The sequence below is a fragment of the Paraburkholderia sp. SARCC-3016 genome (assembly GCF_031119615.1).
Lineage (GTDB): Bacteria > Pseudomonadota > Gammaproteobacteria > Burkholderiales > Burkholderiaceae > Paraburkholderia.
In genome coordinates this window covers 241,978-262,873 of record NZ_JAVHZD010000001.1, presented here as the reverse complement: position 1 = coordinate 262,873, position 20,896 = coordinate 241,978, and the positions used below count along the sequence as shown (strand labels likewise).

The 20,896-nt window shown below is 64.7% G+C and carries 16 protein-coding genes and 2 pseudogenes; 10 read left to right on the top strand and 8 right to left on the bottom strand.

Translation table 11 applies throughout. The annotated features are described in order from the left end of the window. Positions 1-69: 69 nt before the first annotated feature. Entirely contained in the window at positions 70-915 is an 846-nt protein-coding gene (locus QYH69_RS01150) for an aldo/keto reductase (protein ID WP_308830090.1), read from the bottom strand. 142 nt (positions 916-1,057) lie between these two features. Here QYH69_RS01150 and QYH69_RS01145 point away from each other — a divergent pair, with 142 nt between their 5' ends. Further along, a complete protein-coding gene (locus tag QYH69_RS01145; RefSeq protein WP_075155933.1) occupies positions 1,058-1,804 on the top strand; it encodes a GntR family transcriptional regulator in 747 nt (248 codons plus the stop codon). Positions 1,805-1,950: 146 nt separating this feature from the next. On the opposite strand, the gene QYH69_RS01140 is transcribed toward QYH69_RS01145, so the two are convergent. Continuing rightward, positions 1,951-3,405, bottom strand: a complete 1,455-nt coding sequence (locus QYH69_RS01140; RefSeq protein WP_308830089.1) for a CoA transferase — start codon at positions 3,403-3,405, stop codon at positions 1,951-1,953. Positions 3,406-3,526: 121 nt separating this feature from the next. On the opposite strand from QYH69_RS01140, the gene QYH69_RS01135 reads away from it, so the two are divergent. After that, the gene (locus QYH69_RS01135) at positions 3,527-4,822 is read left to right on the top strand and encodes a citrate synthase family protein (protein ID WP_308830088.1); all 1,296 of its coding nucleotides are present in this window, start codon (positions 3,527-3,529) and stop codon (positions 4,820-4,822) included. A 70-nt stretch (positions 4,823-4,892) separates the two neighbouring features. Here QYH69_RS01135 and QYH69_RS01130 read toward each other — a convergent pair whose 3' ends face one another. Beyond that, the gene (locus tag QYH69_RS01130) at positions 4,893-5,195 is read right to left on the bottom strand and encodes a DUF2917 domain-containing protein (RefSeq protein ID WP_308830087.1); all 303 of its coding nucleotides are present in this window, start codon (positions 5,193-5,195) and stop codon (positions 4,893-4,895) included. Between the two features lie 161 nt (positions 5,196-5,356). On the opposite strand from QYH69_RS01130, the gene QYH69_RS01125 reads away from it, so the two are divergent. From QYH69_RS01125 to QYH69_RS01115, 3 genes are all read left to right on the top strand, one after another. After that, positions 5,357-6,766, top strand: a complete 1,410-nt coding sequence (locus QYH69_RS01125) for a PLP-dependent aminotransferase family protein (RefSeq protein WP_308830086.1) — start codon at positions 5,357-5,359, stop codon at positions 6,764-6,766. A 264-nt stretch (positions 6,767-7,030) separates the two neighbouring features. Then, a complete protein-coding gene (gene mdtD / locus QYH69_RS01120) occupies positions 7,031-8,479 on the top strand; it encodes a multidrug transporter subunit MdtD (protein ID WP_308830085.1) in 1,449 nt (482 codons plus the stop codon). 239 nt (positions 8,480-8,718) lie between these two features. Beyond that, the gene (locus QYH69_RS01115) at positions 8,719-9,996 is read left to right on the top strand and encodes an EAL domain-containing protein (protein WP_308830084.1); all 1,278 of its coding nucleotides are present in this window, start codon (positions 8,719-8,721) and stop codon (positions 9,994-9,996) included. On the opposite strand, the gene QYH69_RS01110 is transcribed toward QYH69_RS01115, so the two are convergent. Next, positions 9,949-10,815: a sigma-70 family RNA polymerase sigma factor gene (locus QYH69_RS01110; RefSeq protein ID WP_308830083.1), complete on the bottom strand. Its 867-nt coding sequence runs from the start codon at positions 10,813-10,815 to the stop codon at positions 9,949-9,951. The genes QYH69_RS01115 and QYH69_RS01110 overlap by 48 nt on opposite strands. Positions 10,816-11,071: 256 nt before the next feature. Between QYH69_RS01110 and clpP the strand changes: the two genes are divergently transcribed. The 3 genes from clpP to QYH69_RS01095 all read left to right on the top strand — a co-directional run bounded on the left by clpP (position 11,072) and on the right by QYH69_RS01095 (position 14,013). Further along, positions 11,072-11,737, top strand: coding sequence for an ATP-dependent Clp endopeptidase proteolytic subunit ClpP (clpP, locus tag QYH69_RS01105; RefSeq protein ID WP_308830082.1), 666 nt, complete (start codon positions 11,072-11,074; stop codon positions 11,735-11,737). Between the two features lie 189 nt (positions 11,738-11,926). Then, a complete protein-coding gene (locus tag QYH69_RS01100) occupies positions 11,927-13,384 on the top strand; it encodes an NYN domain-containing protein (RefSeq protein WP_308830081.1) in 1,458 nt (485 codons plus the stop codon). Between the two features lie 8 nt (positions 13,385-13,392). Next, on the top strand, positions 13,393-14,013 hold the full coding sequence (locus QYH69_RS01095; protein ID WP_308830080.1) for a LysE family transporter: 621 nt from the start codon (positions 13,393-13,395) through the stop codon (positions 14,011-14,013). A 53-nt stretch (positions 14,014-14,066) separates the two neighbouring features. Here QYH69_RS01095 and QYH69_RS01090 read toward each other — a convergent pair whose 3' ends face one another. The 4 genes and pseudogenes from QYH69_RS01090 to xseA form a co-directional block, all read right to left on the bottom strand. Further along, on the bottom strand, positions 14,067-15,974 hold the full coding sequence (locus tag QYH69_RS01090; RefSeq protein ID WP_308830079.1) for a PAS domain-containing protein: 1,908 nt from the start codon (positions 15,972-15,974) through the stop codon (positions 14,067-14,069). Positions 15,975-16,682: 708 nt separating this feature from the next. After that, positions 16,683-16,835: pseudogene (locus tag QYH69_RS36015) on the bottom strand (Fe-Mn family superoxide dismutase); the annotation flags it as partial. Between the two features lie 80 nt (positions 16,836-16,915). Beyond that, positions 16,916-17,257: pseudogene (locus tag QYH69_RS36010) on the bottom strand (superoxide dismutase); the annotation flags it as partial. A 442-nt stretch (positions 17,258-17,699) separates the two neighbouring features. Beyond that, complete coding sequence (gene xseA, locus QYH69_RS01080; protein ID WP_308830078.1) at positions 17,700-19,079, bottom strand: exodeoxyribonuclease VII large subunit; 1,380 nt, start codon at positions 19,077-19,079, stop codon at positions 17,700-17,702. A gap of 604 nt (positions 19,080-19,683) precedes the next feature. Between xseA and lpxK the strand changes: the two genes are divergently transcribed. Continuing rightward, positions 19,684-20,700 carry a tetraacyldisaccharide 4'-kinase gene (gene lpxK / locus QYH69_RS01075; RefSeq protein WP_308830077.1) on the top strand — a complete coding sequence of 339 codons (1,017 nt, stop codon included), beginning with the start codon at positions 19,684-19,686 and terminating at the stop codon, positions 20,698-20,700. Next, complete coding sequence (locus QYH69_RS01070) at positions 20,681-20,884, top strand: Trm112 family protein (protein ID WP_075155923.1); 204 nt, start codon at positions 20,681-20,683, stop codon at positions 20,882-20,884. The genes lpxK and QYH69_RS01070 overlap by 20 nt, the downstream gene beginning before the upstream one ends. The last annotated feature ends 12 nt before the right edge of the window (positions 20,885-20,896 follow it).

Genomic DNA, 20,896 nt, shown 5'->3' with positions numbered 1-20,896 from the left:
TGGCCGCGAGGCAGCCGGTCGACAGCGACAGCCGATAGCGACAGCCGCGAGCCGCGCGCGGCGCCGCGCTCACAACATCTCGAGCGGCTGCTTGCGCAGCGGCGGACGGAAATGCGCATCGATCGCCGCGCAATCGTCGGCGCTCAGCGCGATATCGGCGGCGCGCCGGTTATCGCGCACATGTTCGACGCGTCCCGCCTTCGGAATCGCGAACACATCGGGCTGCTGCAGCACCCACGCAAGCGCGATCTGGAACACCGATACACCGTGCGCGGCCGCGATGTCGTCAAGCGGCGAACGCTTCGGCAAACGCGCGTGATCGACCGGGCTATAAGCCATCGCCGGAATATTGCGCGCCTTGAGCCACGGCAGGAGATCGAATTCCGGCCCGCGCCGCGCGACGTTGTACAGAATCTGATCCGTCGCGCACGCATCGCCGTGCGGCACGGCGGCGAGTTCGTCCATATCGTCGGCGTCGAAGTTACTCACGCCCCAGTGACGGATCTTGCCGGCCTGACGCAGCGCTTCGAAGCCCGCGACGGTTTCTTCGAGCGGCTCCGAACCGCGCCAGTGCAGCAGGTACAGGTCGAGCCGGTCGGTCTTCAGGCGCTTGAGCGAGCGTTCGCACGCCGCCTGCACGCCGCGCCGGCTCGCATTATGCGGATACACCTTGCTGACGAGAAACACGTCGTCGCGAACGCCCGCCAGCGCCTCGCCGAGCAGCGATTCGGTCGAGCCTTCGCCGTACATCTCCGCGGTATCGATGAGCGTCATGCCGAGTTCGATGCCTTCGCGCAGCGCGGCGATTTCCGCCGCGCGCTGCGACGTGCGCTCGCCCATCTCCCACGTGCCCTGCCCCAGCTTCGGAATGCGCTCGCCGTCGGGTAACGTCACGGTGGCGATATCGGTCGTCATTGATTTCTCCAGGAACGGTTGCGTTGCGCTGCTGCGAGTGTAGCGTTTTGGCCGCAACGCATCGGCACACCAGGCAAAAGCCCGCTATAACGCCGCGCGCCAATATCATAGAATTGCCGCTTGCCCTTCTTGCGCACAAGTCATGAACTCAACCACGGAAGACCGCTGGCGCGATTTGCGTCCGGACCCGGAAAACGATACGCCGCTTTACTTGCAACTCGCCCGCAAGCTCGGCCATGCGATTCATGACAACCGCTGGAACCCCGGAGAAGCATTGCCCTCGGAGCGTGTGCTGTCCGACGCGCTTGGCGTGTCGCGCATTACCGCGCGCAAGGCGATCGCGCTGCTCGTCGAACAGGGTTTGATCCGCCGCACGCAAGGCGCGGGCAGCTTTATTACGCCGCGCTATGAAGATCCATTGTCGCGCCTGTCAAGCTTCAGCGAGATGCTGCGCCGGCGGGGTTTCACACCCAGTTCGCAATGGCTTTCGCGCGAGATCGTGCCGGCGAATCGCGATGAAGTGATCCGCCTCGGGCTGTCGCCGGCGGCCGCCGTCACGCGCTTGCGCCGCTTGCGGCTCGCGGACGGCATCGTGATGGCCGTCGAAAATTCGACGTTCCCCGCTTCGGTGATTCCCGATCCGCATGCGATCGGCGATTCGTTGTATTCGTATCTCGAGCAGCGCGGTTTGTCGATCGTACGCGCGCTGCAACACTTTCGCGCGGTCAATGCGAGCGAGGAAATCGCACAGCAAATGAGCATTGCGCAGAACGAAGCGCTGTTGCTAATCACACGCGTCGGTTATACGTCGGACCAGCGCGCGATTGAACTGACCGATACCTATTGCCGTAACGACTACTACGACTTCGTGGCCGAGTTGCGGAAGTAGTGGACTGCTGCGCGGCGCAGGCATCGTTCGCCTCGCCGGCGATCCGGCCGGCAGACCGACGCGCCGGGCAGCGGGCGACGTCAGATGCACCGCACCGCACCGCGGATGACATGCTCGTGCGAAACCGCCCCGCCGGCCGCGAGGCGCTAGCTTTCCCAGCGCGCGTCATCAGTGCCGATCGGCACCGGCGGCCGGCCGTAGCGCGGCGGCGTCTCCGAAAGCTGTTCGGCAGGCGGCGTGCCGAGCACGCGGCCAAACGGCGAATCGACCGCTTCGAGCGAATGCTTCACATCGTCGAAATTCACTTCCGGCACGCGCCAGCCATCCTCGATCTGCCCGAGCGACTGCAACCAGCGGCCCGTTTGCGCAAGCGACAGCCGCACATGCCAGCTGCCGCCCTCGGTCGCGCGGCGCGCCAGCGCCACCATCGCGCCGAACGCGGCCAGGTAGCCGGTGCCGTGATCGAGCGCCTGACACGGCAGGTGCTTCGGCCCATCGACGCCGGCCGCGTGCGCCTCCGTATGCGCAATGCCGCTGGCCGACTGCACGAGGCTGTCGAAACCGCGCCGCGTGGCCCACGGCCCTGTATGCCCATATGCGGAGATCGAGACGCAGACGATGCCGGGCCTCAAGCGCGCGAGTGCCTCCGGTCCGAAGCCGCGCGCGGCGAGTGCGCCCGGCCGGTAGGCTTGCAGGAACACATCGGCATCGCGCGTGAGCGCTTCGAGTCGAGCGCGGCCCGCCGCTTCGCGCAGATCGAGCGTCGCCGAACGCTTGCCGCGACCCGTGTCGATCACGAGCGGCGCAATGTTCGGCAGATGTGGGCCATTGACGAGCAGCACCTGTGCGCCGTGCGATGCGAGCGCGCGGCCCGCGACCGGCCCCGCGATGATCCGCGACAGATCGAGCACGCGCACGCCGGAAAGCGGCTGGTCGGGTGGCTGGGCCGCTTGGGCCGCTCGAGCAAGCCCCCCGGCGCCGGCACGGCTTGACGACGCAATCGGCTGCGGCGGCGCGTCGCCAATCCGCTCGATCTCGAACAGCGGCAGATTCGCAATCGCCTTCGCCTGCTCGAGCGCCGCCCATTCGCGCGGCGTGCGAATCAGCGCAGCGGGCAAGCCCGCATCGGCGAGCGTCTGATCGAGCGTGGCGCCGTCCCGATCGCGAATCGCCTGTGCCACAGAAGACCGGTCGTTCGCGCAACCGAGGATTTTCAACACACCTTCGAGGTGATGCGGAAAATTCGTGTGCAGCTGAACCCAACGGCCGTCGCGCGTCTCGAAGAAGCCGAAGATCGGATTGCGCATGTCCAGCGGCGGGCCATCGTTCACGCGCAGGTACCGTTCGCTGCGAAACGCGGTCAGCGCACGTCGCACGTCGACGTGAACGCGTTGCCGCTGTCCGCTTTGCAGCCCGGTTTGCAACCGATGACATTCGGCGGCGGCCAGCCCCGTCGCCGCGATCGTCGCAGCCGCGAGCGTGCCGACGCGGAACACAGATGGCAACGCGGGATCGTTGCCGGTAATCGAAACGGCGTCGAGCGCCGCGGCGTCGCAGCCGGCCGCGGTCCACAGGTGGTCCAGGGCAATAAGAGGCGTCATGGTGGAAGCGGCTTCGCGCCGACGGTGGGAATGGCGACCAGTCTAGAATTCGGCCCCACATCGATCAATCTTGATTGTTAGAATCAATGTATATTGATTTGTCCGGTTTTTGCCGCCCCTTATGCCCTCCACCCGTCGTGCCAGCGATTCTTCGTCGAAGCGCCACCTCAGCGCCGATGAAGCCGCGCAAGCGCTCGGCATCAGCTTGCCGACGCTGTACGCCTATGTCAGCCGTGGCATGCTGCGCTCGTCGCCCGATGCAAATTCGAAGCGCCGCCTCTACGATGCCGACGAAGTGCGGCGCCTCGCGCGCCGCAAGGCCGACGGCAAGCGCGCAGGCAAAGTCGCGCAGAAAGTACTCGACTGGGGCGTGCCGGTGCTTGAATCGGCCATCACGCTAATTGCCGACGGCCGGCTCTTCTATCGCGGACACGACGCGATAGAACTCGCTCGCACTGCCTCGCTGGAAGACACGGCCGCGTTGCTGTGGGCGTGCAGCGAACGGCGCATCGCACAGGCGCCGGCGGCGCCGATCGCCGCCGCGCAGTGGTCCGCATGGCTGAAATTGTGGAGCGACAGTACGCCGCTCGATCGCGCGCTCGTGCTGCTGCCGGCCGCCGCGGCGCAAATGCCGCGCGTCTGGGCGCTCGGGCGCGACGCGCAGCTCGACACTGCCTGCGTGCTGCTGCGCCTCGTCGCGGCCGCCATGATTTCGGCTGCGCCGTCGAACGATCCGCTGCATCGGCAACTCGCCGCCGCGTGGGGCGTACGCACCCGGCCGCAGATCAACCTGCTGCGTGCCGCACTCGTCGCGTGCGCCGATCACGAATTGAACGCGTCGACCTTCACGGTGCGCTGCATCACCTCGACCGGCACGCATCTATTCGGCGCGATCGCGGGCGGCCTGGCCGCGCTCGCGGGGCCGCGGCACGGCGGCGAGACGGTGCGCATCGCGGCGCTGTTCGACGACGCCTCGCGCGCCGCCGACCTCGATCGCTTCCTCGCCACGCGTCTCGCTCGCGAGGAGCACAGCGACGCACGCAGCGCCGGCACGCAGGAAACGCTCGCACTGCGCCCGCCGCTGCCGGGCTTCGGCCATCCGCTGTATCCGGACGGCGACCCGCGTGCGAGGCTGCTGCTCGAGATGCTCGCCGACTGCGCGCCCTCGCGTTCACCGCTCGTGGAAGTGCAACGGCTCGCCGCGGCCATGCACGACACGGCCGGCGTCGAGCCGACCGTCGACTATGCGTTGGCTGCAATCGAACGCGTGCTCGCGTTGCCCTCGGGCGCAGCGTTTACGCTATTTGCGGTGGGCCGCGTTGCGGGGTGGATCGCGCATGCGATCGAACAGACAGCGGACGGCAGGCTCATTCGCCCGCGCGCCCGCTATATCGGCGCGTACGATATAAATGGTTGAAGTGCCGCGTTGGCCACATCCATTTGCCGCACGGATCGCGTAATTCGAAGCGGCGATTTGAGCCGACAACTCAAGCCGCCAGCAACCACCGCGGCAACCAGCTCCACGCCGACGTGCGCGTCAAAGGCCAGCCCGCCATACGCCGGTTGCCCGACAGCACGACGCGTGCGCCCTGATCGCCGGCGCTGAGCCAGGCAGTCACGCCGCGCGGCAGCCTGAATGTGTCGCCGCGGCCGAGCCAATAGTCTTCGGCGTCGCCTTCCATCGTCAGCCACACCTCGCCGGCCGTTACTTTGAGCAGGAGCGGCTGAGCGACACGCCACGCGGCCGCCGGCTCGCCGTGTTCGAGTTCGAAAGTTCGGATTTCGCGCATCGCAGTGCTCCTTGTAAAGCATTTCGGTACGTCGATTATTGACGTACGATGTCGCCAATCACATGCACAGTACCGAACACTTTCAACGGAACTGTGCAGTTGAAAAAACGGACACTTTTGCGAAGCGCAGGCGAAAGCCGATGGCCCGAACAAGGAGGCGCATGAAGCTCGATATCGAACTCGACCGCGAAAGCGGCGTGCCGCTCACCGAGCAGATCGTCAATGGCGTCACGCAATGGATCGGCTCGCGCACCGCGCACGCGGGCACGAAGCTGCCGTCGATCCGACAGTTCGCCGCCGACCACGCGATCAGCCGCTTCCCGGTCATCGAGGCATACGACCGGCTCGTGTCGCTCGGTTATCTCGACTCGCGGCACGGCTCGGGATTCTATGTCGCGCAGCGCGCACGCGCGGGCGTCGACCGCTGCCAGGGCACGTCGGACCCGCGGCGCGCCGAAGAAGAGTCGTTTCATCTGCTGCAGCAGATGAACCATCCGGGTGGAACGTTGAAGCTCGGCAGCGGCTTTATTCCCGAGGGATGGCGCGATATGGACAGTCTCGCGCAGGCCGTCCGCCACGTGTCGCGCACCGACGCCGCGAGCCTTGTCGATTACGCGACGCCGCTCGGCAACGCGACATTGCGCGAGCATTTGCGCAGCCGCTCGGCGCAGCTCGGCATGGACGTCGATGCATCGCAGATTCTCGTGACGCAAGGCGCAAGCCAGGCGCTCGACCTGCTGATGCGCTACATGCTGAAAGCAGGCGACACGATGTTCGTCGAAGACCCCGGTTACTACAATCTGTTCGGTCTGCTCAAACTGCATGGCGTGAAGCTCGTCGGCATACCGCGCACGCGCAGCGGCCCGGACCTCGACGCGCTGCAGGTGCAACTCGCGCAGCACCGGCCAAAGCTGTTTTTCGTCAACAGCGTGTTCCACAACCCGACCGGCACGACGGTCGCGCCGCATGTGGCGTTTCGCCTGCTGCAACTGGCGCGCGACTACGATTTCACGATTATCGAAGACGACATCTTCGCGGACTTCCAGAATGAAACAACCGACCGGCTCGCGACGCTCGATCAGTTCGAGCATGTGATTTACATCGGCGGCTTATCGAAGACCTTGTCGTCGTCGCTGCGCATCGGCTATACGATCGCGAGCCAGGCGATCATCAAGGATCTGGCCGACATCAAGATGCTGACGAGCGTGGGCGGCTCGCGCTTCACGGAAGCCGTGGCCGTCGCGATGCTCGAACGCGGCGTATACCGCAAGCACATCGAACGGCTGCGCCGGCGCATGGGCGAAGCGCTCGGCGCGTCGGTGCAGATGCTCGAGGCCGCCGGCTGGGAGGTGTTCGAAAAGCCGCTCGGCGGCAATCTGATCTGGGCGCGCGTGCCGCATATCGACGATTCGCGCGTGCTCGCCGAATGCGGTGCGCCGCTCGGCGTGACCGTCGCGCCGGGACACTACTTCCGTCCGAATGCCGAGACGTGCCCGTGGATTCGCATCAATGCCGCCTACACGCAGGACCCGCGCGCGCTCGCCTTTTTCGAGGCGGCGGCCAGGCTGTAACGGCCAGCGCTGCGCAACGCGCTTTCCGCTCGTGCACCATCCGGGCGCGAGGCCGATTCGCAGGCAGGTACGTTCCGTCCGATAGAACAGGCCGACCTCGCGCATCGGTATCGACCGATGCCGATGCAGATGCCGCATGCATCGCTGTCCTTACAGGCTCGCCGCTTGCAGCCGATGCGTGTCCGCACGCGCAACCTCTGCGCGCCGATACAGTTTTTGCTTAAAATATCGCCCGACCGGTTCAACCGGCTCGCCTTCGCACTCATGGCACAAACGACAACCTCCGAGACACCTCCCGTCAAGCCCTCTGCCCGATCGCTCACGGTCATGCTGTGGATCGTCGCGACCGGCTTCTTCATGCAGACGCTCGATTCGACGATCGTCAACACCGCGTTGCCGGCAATGGCGACGAGCCTCGGCGAATTGCCACTGCATCTGCAATCGGTCGTGATCGCGTATTCGCTGACGATGGCGGTGATGATCCCCGTGTCCGGATGGCTCGCCGACAAGCTCGGCACGCGGCGGGTGTTCATGAGCGCGATCTTCGTGTTCTCGCTCGGCTCGCTGCTGTGCGCGAGCGCGCATACGCTGCCACAGCTCGTGCTATGGCGCATCTTGCAGGGCGCCGGCGGCGCGATGCTGCTGCCGGTCGGACGTCTCGCCGTGCTGCGCGTATTTCCGGCCGAACGCTATCTGCCCGCGCTGTCCTTCGTTGCGATACCGGGGCTAATCGGTCCGCTGATCGGACCGACGCTCGGCGGCTGGCTCGTGAAAATCGCTTCGTGGCATTGGATCTTTCTGATCAACGTGCCCGTCGGCGTGATCGGCGTGATCGCCACCTTTATCTTCATGCCGGACTCGCGCAATCCGGACACCGCGAAATTCGATCTGAAAGGCTATCTGCTGCTCGTCGTGGCGATGATCTCGATTTCGATGGCGCTCGACGGCCGCGGCGAGTTCGGCTTCGCCCATGCCACGGTGCTCGTGCTGCTTATCCTGAGCCTCGGCTTTTTCACCGCATACGGACTGCACGCGGTGCGCGTGCCGCAGCCGATCTTCTCGCTCGACCTCTTCAAGATCCATACATTCAGCGTCGGCATACTCGGCAACCTGTTCGCGCGGATCGGCAGCGGCGCGATGCCGTATCTGCTGCCGCTCCTGCTGCAAGTGAGCCTCGGCTACAGCGCATTCGAAGCAGGCCTGATGATGCTGCCGGTCGCCGCGGCCGGCATGACCTCGAAGCGGCTCGTCACACGCCTGATCTTCCGTTACGGCTACCGGCGTGTGCTCGTCACGAACACCGTGCTGGTCGGCCTCGCGATGGCGAGCTTCGCGCTGACCGGGCCGAACCAGCCGCTATGGCTGCGGCTCGTTCAGCTTGCGTTCTTCGGCGGCGTGAATTCGATCCAGTTCACCGCGATGAATACGCTGACACTGAAGGACCTCGGCACCGGCGGCGCAAGCAGCGGCAATAGTCTTTTTTCGCTCGTGCAAATGCTGTCGATGAGCCTGGGCGTCACCGTCGCGGGCGCGATGCTGACGACGTTCACCGGCATCATTCCGCGCGTCACCGAAGCGAACACGCTGCCGGCGTTTCACGCGACATTCATTTGCGTGGGCATCATCACCGCGGGCACGTCGTGGATCTTCGCGCAACTCGCTCAGGACATCCGACGGCCCGCGGCGAAGACCGATCCGTCGGAGCGGGCCTGATCCTGCGCGTGAGCATCGCGGCCGGTCGCGACGAACCGCAACGGGGCGCGACGCACGCTGTTGCACCATCGATGTGCCGCCAACCGGCGCATGCGGCGTCCGCTGAAGCCACGCCACGCCTTGCCGGCAAGCCATCGGTCGAACGACGCGGCAGATTGTCCGCTCGCATGTTTCTTGCTGGCCGATCCTGTAAACTGAAGATTCCGCGCACCTGCGCATATTCGCGAATGATCGACACGATGAGCATGGTCGAACTCGACCCTCCCGGTTTTCAGCCGCCGCGCCCTGTCGCGGGGGAGGAAGGTTCCCGCCGCACGGTGCGCTACGGCGGCTATACCGTGTTCAGCGTGTTTCAACCGGTGTTTTCGGTATCGCATCGCCGCGCGATCGGCTATCACGCGTCGCTGCGCGTGCACGACGAAAACGCAATGCAGGTGCCGTCGCACGAAGTGTTTTCGCAAGCCGCGCGGCGCGGCGATCTGCTCGAACTCGGGCGGCTTGCCGAATCCTTGCACCTCGGCAATTTCAATGCGTTCGACAGTCACGACGAGTGGCTCTTCCTGAGCCTGCATCCGGCCGCGCTGATGGATATGAGCTATGGTGACGCGCTGCTCGCCGGCCTCAAGGCGCTCGGTCTGCCGCCGCAACGCGTCGTGCTCGAAGTCAGCGAGCAGGCGGGCGGCGAAACCACGCGCTTTGCGGAAATCATCGACGCGCTGCGCAAGTCGGGCTTTCTGATTGCGCTCGACGGCTTTGGCGCGAAGCATTCGAATATCGACCGCGTCTGGACGCTGCGGCCCGACATCGTCACGCTCGACCGCGGCATTCTCGCGCAGGCCACCGAGCATTCGCATATCGAGCGCGTATTGCCGGGCATCGTGTCGCTGTTGCACGAATCGGGGCAGCTCGTGCTGATGGGCAATCTGACTACCGAAAACGACGCGTTGATCGCGCTCGAATGCAATGTCGACTTCGTGCAGGGCACGTTCTTCGCGTCGCCGAGCGTCGAACCGGTCAAGCCGCAGGTCGCCGTGAGCCTGATGGACGACCTTTCGGCGGCGCTGCGCAAGCGCGTCGCAGCGCGCGAACAGGCGCAGGCCGAGCGGCTCGCGCCGTTCGTCGCGGCGCTCGAGCAGGCGAGCGCGCAACTTGCCGAAGGCGCGACGATGTCAGCGGCAACCGCACCGCTGCTCGCGCTGCGTGAAACGGCGCGCTGCTTCCTGCTCGATGGCTCGGGCCGGCAGATCGGCGACAACGTGCTGCCGAGCGGGCGCGCTTCGCAGCGCGCGAAGCGCTTCCGTCCGCTGTTGCATTCCGAAGGCGCAAGCTGGGAACGGCGGCCTTATTTCATCCAGGCCGTACGTGCGCCGGGACGCGTGCAGTTGACACCGCCGTATCTGTCGATCAATGAAGCGCACCTGTGCGTGACCGCGTCGATCGCCTCGCAGGCCGCGCACGGCATGCAGGTGCTATGCGTCGATATCAACTGGGACGGCGGGGCCGCACCGCGTCCATAACGACGGTTGATCCGCAATTTGCCGCAGCAGGCGGCGGATCGCGGACAGACTGAACGCCTGCGGTATCGCTTCTGCGTGATGTATCGGCGTCGGCATCGACCTCGCCGACGCGCAAGCAGCTCTCGTCGAGAAGCCGTCGCCGCGCCCTTCACGGTTCTCGATATGCACTCCCACGCTGAACAGACGCACGAGTTCGATGCGATCCTGAGCGTCGATGGCCGCGCGCAAGCGTTCGACCAGGCGTGCATGCTGAGCCGGATCCGCTGCTTTCGATGGCGCGCCCGCACGCTGCAACCGCTCTTTCGCACGATGCACGATCTGGCGGCAATGAACGGGCGTCTTCGCAACAATCTTCGCAATTTCCGCGTAGTCGCAGTCGAGCGCTTCGTGCAACACGAACGCCGCACGCTCGTCAGGCTTTAATCGATCGAGCAGCAACATAACGCCATATGACATGTCCGATGCGTGCAATGCGCGTTCGTCGGCGGCGGGAGCAAGCGCATCGGCCAGCCATGTATGCGGCAACTTCCCGGATACGTGCGATGCGCGCTCGGTCCGCAAGCGGCGCAAGCGGTCGATCGCGAGGCGCGTCGTGACCGTCGTGAGCCACGCGTCGGGCGAGCGGACGTCCGCGGCCGATGCACCGTGCCACTTGAGCCACGCGTCCTGCACGACATCTTCGGCTTCGGCGCGGCTGCCGAGCATGCGCTGCGCGTGCGCAACGAGCTTGCGGCGCAGCGCTTCGAAAGTTGCGTCGGACCGGGGCGACGCTCGCCCGCTCATGCCCTCCGTGCCGCTTGCCTGATCTGTTCCGTCCATTCCGCTCGCCTCCGTGCGTTGCGCGTCGTTATCCATTCGTCATGCTCCTCGATCGTCGCCGGAACTCTTCGGCCCTTCGGACCATGCTCCGCTACCTGTAGACGCACACCTTCGCCCGCCCGTGACAGCCGATCAGAAAAATATTTCGCGTCACGTCTGCTCGCGCCGACGCGTCTTCGCTGACAGGAATCGCGCCAACCCGTGTGCGACTCCTTCAAGTGAATTGACTTTTCTTATCGGACCCAGCGAGGACTTCATGCGCATGCATTACCCCACCCTGTCAGCTTCGGCCTCCGGCCTCAACCTCGTGCCGACCGTTATCGAACAGTCGGGCCGCGGCGAGCGTGCTTACGACATCTACTCGCGGCTGCTGCGCGAACGCATCGTGTTTCTGGTCGGTCCGGTCACCGAGCAGTCGGCCAGCCTGATCGTCGCGCAACTGCTGTTTCTCGAATCGGAGAACCCCGACAAGGATATTGCGTTCTACATCAATTCGCCAGGCGGCTCCGTCTATGACGGTCTTGCGATCTACGACACGATGCAGTTCATCAAGCCCGACGTGTCGACGCTGTGCACCGGCTTTGCCGCGAGCATGGGCACTTTTCTGCTGGCGGCCGGCACAAAGGGAAAGCGCTATGCGTTGCCGAACGCGCGAATCATGATCCACCAGCCGTCGGGCGGCGGACAAGGCACGGCGTCCGACGTCGAGATTCAGGCCAAAGAAGTGCTTTACCTGCGCGAGCGGTTGAACGCGCTGCTTGCCGAGCGTACCAGCCAGACCGTCGCGCAAATCGAAACCGACACCGACCGCGACAACTTCATGTCGGCCGACGCCGCAAAAACCTATGGGCTTATCGACGATGTGCTCGAAACACGCGCGGCCCTCGCGCGCGATGCCGACGCAAACGCAAACGCGCGATAATTGCCCGCCTTGCGGCATGTCGGATCATCGCGGCACGGCCGGATGCAATGAGCGAAACAGAAGCCCTCGTCGCGAGGGCTTTTTTGTCGATCAATGCTTGCCGTTGCGGTGCTGCGTGCGATCGAGTACTTTCTCTGTTTCTGACCGCGGCCTGGCGAAGCGGGCAGGCATTCCAATGGAGAAAAACCCATGGCGTCATCTTTCGACAACGTCAGCATGGCGCTGTTCTGCGACTTCGAAAACGTCGCGCTCGGCGTACGCGATGCGAAGTACGAGAAGTTCGACATCAAGCTCGTACTCGAGCGTCTGCTGCTCAAAGGCAGCATCGTCGTCAAGAAGGCGTATTGCGACTGGGAGCGCTACAAAGGCTTCAAGGCGGCGATGCACGAGGCGAATTTCGAGCTGATCGAGATTCCGCACGTGCGGCAATCGGGCAAGAATTCGGCCGATATTCGCCTCGTCGTCGACGCGCTCGACCTCTGCTATACGAAGTCGCATGTGAACACCTTCGTGATTATCAGCGGCGATTCGGACTTCTCGCCGCTGGTGTCGAAACTGCGCGAGAACGCGAAGCAGGTGATCGGCGTCGGCGTGCAGCGTTCGACATCGGACCTGCTGACCGCGAATTGCGACGAGTTTATTTTTTATGACGATCTGGTCCGCGAAAGCCAGCGCGCCGCCGCCAAACGCGAAGCGGCACGCGCGCCGCAGCCGTCGGCGAAGCGCGCGCCCGATGGCGACAAGCAGCGCAAGGAAGATCTCGATACGCGCAAGACGAAGGCGATCGAAATCGCCGTGCAGACCTTTGACGCGCTAGCGTCCGAACGCGGCGATAGCGGCAAGATCTGGGCGTCGGTGCTGAAGAACGCGATCAAACGGCGCAAGCCCGATTTCAACGAAACGTATTACGGCTTTCGCGCGTTCGGCAATCTGCTCGAAGAAGCGCAAGCGCGTGGCCTGTTCGAAGTGGGCCGCGACGAGAAGTCGGGCACTTACGTGTATCGGAACGTGGCGGCGGGGCCGATAGGCGAGGCGGCGGGCGAGGCCGCGGTAGAGGCCGCGATCGAGACCAGCGGCGAACCCGCAGGCGAGCGCGCGAGTCGCGGCGCAAGCGAATCGCAAGCCGCCGTGGAGGTGCTGCGCGAAGTCATCGACGGTCCGCAGGCCACGCTTGCGGCCTCTCCTCTCGAAGCGGCAGCGGAAGTGGAACGGGAACCTCGCGAACGCGGTGGACGCGGCGGGCGCGGTGGACGCAGTGGACGGGCCGCGGCAGGCGAAGCGCCGGCCGAACACGCCGGCACGCGCGGCAAGACGCGCACGGAACGCAAACCAGCCGCAAAACAAGCGAAGAAGCCGAAGAAGGAAACGGCGGAAGGAGCTCAGTCAGCGGAATCGGCCGGGCCCGTCAATGCGGAGTTGCCGTTCCACGCGGAAGCACCGCACGAGCAACACGAACAACACGAGCGACACGAGCAGCGCGAGCCGCACGAGCCACAGGACTCGCGGGAATCGCGGCACGAAGCCACGGCTTCCGCCGCTGCAAGCGGCTCGGCGGAAGCAGCAAAAGCCGGCAAGACGGCGCGCAAATCGACGTCTCGCGGGCGGCGTCCGCGCAAAGGAACAACCGCAACGACAGGTACGGAATGATCGTCGCGATGAGCTATCTCCCGCAACTCGCGCTGGTTGCCGGCGTCATGCTGCTCGCGTGCGCGAGCCCCGGGCCCGACCTGATGGCCGTCACGTCGCAGGCATTGGCGAGGCGCCGCGCCGGGCTATTCGCCGCATGCGGCATCGCCACGTCGCATGCGTTGTGGGCCACGCTTGCGAACTTCGGGCTCGGTTTGATCCTGGCGCAACTCGCATGGCTCTACGGCGCGATCCGCGTGGCGGGCGCACTTTATCTGATCTATCTCGGCATCAGAATGCTCGCCGGTTTGCGCCAGCCCGCGGGCCAGCTCGAAGCGCGCGCCGCAGCCGCGTCCAGCGCACTCGGCGCCTATCGCCGCGGTCTTCTGGTTGGCCTGACCAATCCGAAGGGGGCCGCATTTTTCGGCGGATTGTTCGTCACCGTGCTGCCCGCGCATGCGCCGTCATGGGCGCATGCGGCAACGGTCGGCGTCGTCACCGTGGTGTCGCTTGGCTGGTTCAACGCGATGGCCATCGTTTTCTCGATGCCGCGTGTGCAGAACGGCTACGGCCGCATCCGAAAGATTATCGACGGTTCGATGGGCACGATCCTGATCGCGCTCGGCGCCAAACTCGCGCTCGACCGCTAGTCATTCCATGACGCGCGGCACGGCCTTACGGCGTGCCGCCGCGCACTTGACGACTAGACGCGCGAGTTTGCGTCGTCGGCTTTGCGGCTGCTTTCGCTCGCATATCGTTCAGGCCGGCATGCGCCCGGTAATTCCACCGTGACCTGTGCGCCGGGCCCTGCGTTATTGCAGGCCATGATCGTGCCGCCGTGGCTCTCGATGATCGTCTTGCAAATCGACAGCCCCATTCCCATGCCGTCCTGCTTCGTGGTGAAGAACGGCGAAAAGAGCTTTTCATGATCGTGCGCCGCGAAACCGGTGCCGACGTCGCGCACGACCACGCGCACGCCGCCGTCCGCGCTCGCCGACGAAGTCACCGTCAGCACGCGCGCGCCGTCGACGCCGTCCATCGACTGGCTGCCGTTCGTCATCAGATTGATCAGTACCTGCTGCAGCTGCACCGCATGCACTTCGACGCGCGGCAGTTGCGGACACAACTCGAGCTTCAACACGACGCGATTCTTCGATAGCTGGGGCTGCGCGAGCAGCACCGTCTCCTGAATGATGCGATTGACGTCGTCGAACTTGCGCGCGGTGCCGTCTTTGCGCGCCAGCGCGCGCAGTTGCCGGACCACGTCGGTGGCACGCTGCGCATCCTTGATCATCCGCTCCACCGCGAGCCACGCCTCGCCGACATCGGGCTCGCCGCGCGCGAGCCAGCGCAGGCCGGCCGCGCCGTTCGCGGCGATCGCCGCGAGCGGCTGACTCACCTCGTGCGCAATCGAGGCGGTCAGTTCGCCGAGCGTGGCGATGCGCGTGGCGTGCGCGAGGTCGTCGTGCGCCTGCTGCAGACGCCGTTCGGCCTGCTTCGTTTCGCTGATGTCGATGACCGCGCCCGCATACTCGGATGTGCCGGCCTGATAGTCGACCGGATGCGCGAGCAGGCGAATATCTTTGACGCGACCGTCAGGCATCATGAGCCGATGCGTCGTGTCGACTTCGAGATCGCCGGCGCCGATCCGCGCGAACGCGCGCGTCGCCTCGTCGAGATCGTCGGGATGCGTGCGCGCGAACACCGCACGCAGATCGACCTTCGTGCCCGGCTCGTATTCGTAGAGCCGGTACATTTCGGGCGACCAGTAAAGCGCTCCCGTATGCGGGTTCAGCGCGAAGCTGCCGGTGTGGCTCAAACGCTGCGCGTCGGTCAGATACGCTTCGCTCAACCGCAAGGCGTCTTCGGCGCGCTTGCGGTCTTCGATATCGAGGATCGCTCCATACCAGCGCACGATGCGCCCCGTCGCGTCGCGCCTCGGTTTCACGATCGACATGCACCAGCGGTAGCCGCGCTCGTGGTTGCCGAGCCTGCATTCGCACGAGCCCTCGAGACCGCTTTCCAGCAGTTGCCGCCACACGCGCATCGATCGCTCGCGATCGTCCGGATGCACGGCTTCCTGCCAGCCCCAACCCTGCGCGTGTTCGAGCGGCATGCCGGTGAAACGCACCCAATGGTCGTTGACGAAATCGAGGTAGCCGTCCGCCTGGGTACTCCAGACCATCACCGGCACATGGCCCCACGGAAAGCGCAGGTCTCGTTCGCCCATGCAATCGGTGGCCTTGTCCGCCCTGCTGTCGATGAACCGGATCGCCGCGGCCGCGAAGCCGCCGGGCGCATCGTAGTCGGCGCCGTTCGCACTGATGCTGACGAGAAACCGCTGATAACGGCCGGTCGCGTCGAGGATGCGCACGTGCATGCGCCGGTCGGCGCCGCCGCCATGCGCGCGTGCACAGCCTTCCTGTACGCAGTAGACGTCGTCGGGATGCAACAGGCGCTGCCAGCCGAAGCCGAGCAACTCGGCTGGCGGCCTGCCGGTGAAGCGCGTCCAGGCTGCGTTGAGGGACGACGCGCCGCCGTCGGGCGAACCGTTCCAGATCAATGCGGGGATCGTGTCGAGCAGATTCGGCGAGTCGAGTTCGGGTGTCATTGACTACTCAGGCCACGATAGTTAGTAGAGCGCATGGGCATGGATGAATCGAACGTTGCGAAACCACGGACGACACCATCACCTGGGCATGCCGGCACTCGAAGCCGTACGCCTCGCGGATGCCGACGCTCCTTAAGAAGAGACCTCAGTGATGCGCACGCTTGCTGCGCGCGCGGCGCGAACCGTCCGAGCCCCGGCTGCGCGCATAGGCTGCCCGCCATCGGGCAGCGGCGCAGTGGGCATCACGCCATAAGACACCGGACGCAGATAGACCGCGACCGCGAAGGCCTCTTTGCATTGCTCGCCTTGCCGCAGTCATCGCGTCGCAAGTGAGTGTACTGAGATATTTTTTCACCATCAAGCACGCACGCCGGGTGCGGTAATGCACGAAAAAGACACGACGCGTCTTCATGCATGACAATGCATTCAAACAAGGAAGAGGGTTTCGTAAAACGCGAAAAGGCAGTGCACGGAGCGACGACATCGCCATCACATCGGGAATATGGAACGGCAATTGCCAAAACCACGATTGCCGATAGCCAGATGAGTCGGCGTGGTTGGATACGGACAACATACGAATACAAAAAAACAAAAGCCCTCGCGATGGAGGGCTTTCATTTCGACTACAGATCGTTCGCCGACTGCGGGCGCGCTACGCGATGAGGCCGCGATCCGATGTGGCGCGGTTGGCGCGCCTTCGTATCAGTATCAGCCGAAGTTCTTCGCTGCGAAGTCCCAGTTCACGATGTTCCAGTACGCCTCGACGAACTTCGGACGTGCGTTGCGATAGTCGATGTAGTACGCGTGCTCCCACACGTCGATCGTGAGCAGCGGCTTCGCATCGGTGGTGAGCGGCGTGGCGAAGTCGGGAGGCCAAGCGGTCTTAGGAAGACAAAACATTCTACCAACTCCTTGGCTCACAGAACGACATGGCTACGATCCGACTTCGTGAACTCTTCCTTGAACTTGTCGAAGGAACCCCACTTCTTGTTGATCGCTTCTGCAAGTGCGCCGCTCGGCTGGCCACCGCCTTGCGGCTTCAGGCTATTCCAGAAGAACGTGTGATTCCACACCTGGGCGGAATTGTTGAACACGCCGCCCGACGATTTCTTGACGATTTCTTCAAGCGTCAGATTTTCGTATTCGGTACCCTTGATCAGATTATTCAGGTTAGTCACATAGGTCTGGTGATGCTTGCCGTAATGAAACTCGAGCGTCTCTTCGGACATGTGCGGCGCGAGTGCGTTTTTCGCGAACGGCAGAGGCGGGAGCTGATGTTCCATGGTGCTTTCCTTCTATCTGTTTATGGGGAAGTCTGCGGACAACGCTTGTCGAGCAATGGATTGTAGGCGACTTGGGATAACCCCGCAAACCAACGGTCTTTTGACCAGAGGGGTATCAATGGCGGCGCCGGCCCATGAAATTCACTCGGCACGCGCGAGTCGCGATCGCAGATCTTCACGTCGCGCGACGCCGCAGCCGATCGGGCGGAATCCTGCAATCCGGCGTTGTATCGGAACAGTATCAAGCCGCGTACCCGGGCCTTGATTGCGGTCTTACGAATGTCCCATCTGCGTCTTTATAGGCGTTATATCGGCGTTCCAGTGTCACGCGCGTCTGCGCAATTGCCATGCAAATTCACATACCTATGAATTAGGGTAATGAGTGCAATTGCTTCTTGCCCGCGCGTTGCGACGAGGTCAAATCTACTTCGAACCGCTGCGCTCAAAAGCCTTCCGGCAGACGCGGCTGCACGTCCGATAGCGCGATGTCCGCCGAGCCCTCCGCGAGATGCACGGTCAGCCGGCGCCCCGGTTTCAAAGCAGCTGGCGCACGCAGTGCGCGGCCGTTTTGCGCGTCGAGCAACGCGGCATAACCGCGTTCGAACGTGCGTTGCGGACTCAGCACTTCGAGCCTCGCCGCGAGCGCCGCGATATGCGCGGCATCGCGTTCATGCCGCCGCACGAACGCGCTGCGCAAACGTTCGTCGAGGCGGCCCAATGCGCTGCGATGCACGGCGACGTCCGGACACCAGCGTTGCCAGCGCACGCGCAGCAATGCAAAGCGCGCCCGCGCGTCGCGAACCGGACGTGCGCCGGCCGACGCGAGCCGCACGCTCAACTGATGCAAATGCGTGCGTTGCCGGGCGAGCCGCTCGGCTGGCGATACGAGACGCCGCGCAAGCCAGTCGAGTTGCTGCGCGCGGCGCTCCATCATCCGGCCGAAACTGCGCGCGAGCGCTGCATGCCGATGGTCGAGATCGCGCAGCAACAGCACGCGTTGCGGGCTCACGAGTTCGGCGGCGCCGGTCGGCGTCGGCGCACGCACGTCGGCCGCGAAGTCGGCGATCGTGAAGTCGGTTTCGTGACCGACGCCGCTCACGACCGGCACGCGGCTCGCCGCGATCGCGCGCGCGAGCACTTCTTCGTTGAACGCCCACAGGTCTTCGATCGAGCCGCCGCCGCGGCACACGATCAGCACATCGACCTCGCGCCGCGCATTCGCCGTTTCGACCATTGCGGCGAGCTTCGCTCCGACACCCACGCCTTGCACCGGTGCGGGATAAACGATCACCGGAACATGCGGCGCGCGGCGCGAAAGCGTGGTGAGCACATCGCGCAGCGCCGCCGCTTGCAGCGACGTGACGATGCCGATCGAGCGCGGATGCGCGGGCAGCGCGCGCTTGCGCCCGGCGTCGAACAGACCCTCGGCTTCGAGTTGGGCCTTCAGCTTCAGGAACGCTTCGTACAGGCGCCCCTGACCCGTGCGCCGCACCGCTTCGACATTGAGCTGCAGTTCGCCGCGCGGCTCGTACATCGTCACGAGCGCGCGCACTTCGATGCGATCGCCTTCGCGCGGCGTGAACTCGGCGTACTGCGCGCGGCCGCGGAACATCACGCAGCGCATCTGCGCTTGCGCATCCTTGATCGAGAAGTACCAGTGACCGCTTGCAGCGCGCGTGAAATTCGACACTTCGCCCGCTACCCACACGAGCGGAAACGAGCGCTCGAGCATCGTGCCGATCGCGCGATTCAGCGCGGACACCGGCACGACGGCATCGCCGCTGCCCGGAATGGATGAAGCGAAAGGACTATCTGAATTCATGCGGGTGTCTGGATGGGATCGGGTCGTCGGGCGCAAATCGGGGCAGTTTCGCCAGGCCGAACAGACGATAGACCGAGTGGCCGGCCGCGTCCAGCCTTCAAGGGATCGGGTTAGTCACGTTGTTAAAAGTGTCCACATGACGGGATGCTAGATATGAGGGGTCGAAAACGCCCCGAAAACGCCAATGAATTCGAAATAGGTTGCTGATTTTTATGGGTTTTTTATCTCTTAAATGATTCCCTATACCGGCCCGAGGCTTGGGCGGCGGTGCTTGCGGTTGAATGCGGGGCAGATTTTCCACAAAGTTATCCACAGGTGGACCACGCTACGCCGAGGTTCGCAGAACGGCCGCTGGCGCGGACAATGCTGTCGCCGGCGACTTGCCGCGACGCGGCTTGGCGCGATAGAGTGCCGGGTCCCAGCCACTGGCGGTCTGCATATGCCGCCGCGTCGTAGCGTCGTATTCACCTCAGCCGCAGCCCGCTGCAATCAGAATCGCCTGGAGAAACCTGCCGATGCCATCCGCGTTCATCGTGTCACGCGCGCCTCGCCCGCTGCTCGCCTGCAGCGAGCGCTCGCGCCGTCCCGCGGTAGCCGTACACGCATGAACGTGCTGCGCGCCCGCATCGAGTCGTATATCGCGCGCGAATGGCAGCGGCGCGGTCCGTTCGCCTGGGCACTATCGCCGCTTGCCTGCGGGTTCGGCGCCATCGCGGCCGCACGCCGCGGCGCATTCGCGGCGGGTTGGCTCGAGCGCGTCAGGATAGGCGTGCCCGTCGTGGTGGTCGGCAATGTCACCGTGGGCGGTACCGGCAAAACGCCGACCGTGATCGCGCTCGTCGAAGCGTTGCGCGCGGCGGGCTTCACGCCCGGCGTCGTGTCGCGCGGCTACGGCGCGCACGTGCGCACGCCGACCGCCGTCACGCCCGCGTCGCCAGCTTCGCAAGCCGGCGACGAGCCGCTGCTGATCGCGCGACGCACCGGCGCGCCGGTGTGCGTCTGTCCCGACCGCGTCGCGGCCGCGCGTGCGCTGACTGCCGCGCATCGCGAGGTCGACGTGATCGTCAGCGACGATGGGTTGCAGCACTATCGTCTCGCGCGCGACGTCGAGCTCGTCGTGTTCGACCATCGGCTCGGCGGCAACGGCTTTCTGCTGCCGGCAGGTCCGCTGCGCGAACCGCTGTCGCGCCACCGCGATGCGACGCTCGTCAACAGCCCCTACGAGCGCACACTGCCGCCGTGGCCGAACACGTACGCGCTGCACTTGACGCCCGGCGACGCGTGGCATCTCGACAATCCGCATCTGCGGCGGCCGCTTGCGCAGTTCGCCGGCGTCAAGGTGCTGGCCGCGGCCGGCATCGGCGCACCCGAGCGCTTCTTCGCCACGCTGCGCGCGGCCGGCATAACGCCCGATACGCGCGCGCTGCCCGACCACTACGCATTCATCGCGAATCCATTCGCCGACGTCGAGGCCGATGCGATCCTGGTCACCGAAAAGGATGCGGTAAAATTAGGGACTTGGCGTGACGCGCGAATCTGGGTCGTGCCGGTCGAAGCCGCGCTCGATCATCGCCTTATCGAATCCGTTGTGGAGAAACTCCGTGGACGCCCGTCTGCTTGAAATCCTCGTCTGCCCGATCTGTAAGGGCCCGCTCAGCTACGATCGTTCGGCGCAGGAGCTCATCTGCAACGCCGACAAGCTCGCTTATCCGATTCGCGACGGCATTCCGGTCATGCTTGTCGAAGAAGCACGGCAGACCGTCGAAGGTACGCCCGTCGACCTGAATCCAGGGTCGGTTGCGTGAGCAGCTCAATCA

Bases quoted from the DNA above. Each gene is read 5' to 3' on its own strand.
- QYH69_RS01150 (WP_308830090.1), bottom strand. From the start codon at position 915: ATGACGACCGATATCGCCACCGTGACGTTACCCGACGGCGAGCGCATT.
- QYH69_RS01145 (WP_075155933.1), top strand. From the start codon at position 1,058: ATGAACTCAACCACGGAAGACCGCTGGCGCGATTTGCGTCCGGACCCG.
- QYH69_RS01140 (WP_308830089.1), bottom strand. From the start codon at position 3,405: ATGACGCCTCTTATTGCCCTGGACCACCTGTGGACCGCGGCCGGCTGC.
- QYH69_RS01135 (WP_308830088.1), top strand. From the start codon at position 3,527: ATGCCCTCCACCCGTCGTGCCAGCGATTCTTCGTCGAAGCGCCACCTC.
- QYH69_RS01130 (WP_308830087.1), bottom strand. From the start codon at position 5,195: ATGCGCGAAATCCGAACTTTCGAACTCGAACACGGCGAGCCGGCGGCC.
- QYH69_RS01125 (WP_308830086.1), top strand. From the start codon at position 5,357: ATGAAGCTCGATATCGAACTCGACCGCGAAAGCGGCGTGCCGCTCACC.
- mdtD (WP_308830085.1), top strand. From the start codon at position 7,031: ATGGCACAAACGACAACCTCCGAGACACCTCCCGTCAAGCCCTCTGCC.
- QYH69_RS01115 (WP_308830084.1), top strand. From the start codon at position 8,719: ATGAGCATGGTCGAACTCGACCCTCCCGGTTTTCAGCCGCCGCGCCCT.
- QYH69_RS01110 (WP_308830083.1), bottom strand. From the start codon at position 10,815: ATGGACGGAACAGATCAGGCAAGCGGCACGGAGGGCATGAGCGGGCGA.
- clpP (WP_308830082.1), top strand. From the start codon at position 11,072: ATGCGCATGCATTACCCCACCCTGTCAGCTTCGGCCTCCGGCCTCAAC.
- QYH69_RS01100 (WP_308830081.1), top strand. From the start codon at position 11,927: ATGGCGTCATCTTTCGACAACGTCAGCATGGCGCTGTTCTGCGACTTC.
- QYH69_RS01095 (WP_308830080.1), top strand. From the start codon at position 13,393: ATGAGCTATCTCCCGCAACTCGCGCTGGTTGCCGGCGTCATGCTGCTC.
- QYH69_RS01090 (WP_308830079.1), bottom strand. From the start codon at position 15,974: ATGACACCCGAACTCGACTCGCCGAATCTGCTCGACACGATCCCCGCA.
- xseA (WP_308830078.1), bottom strand. From the start codon at position 19,079: ATGAATTCAGATAGTCCTTTCGCTTCATCCATTCCGGGCAGCGGCGAT.
- lpxK (WP_308830077.1), top strand. From the start codon at position 19,684: ATGAACGTGCTGCGCGCCCGCATCGAGTCGTATATCGCGCGCGAATGG.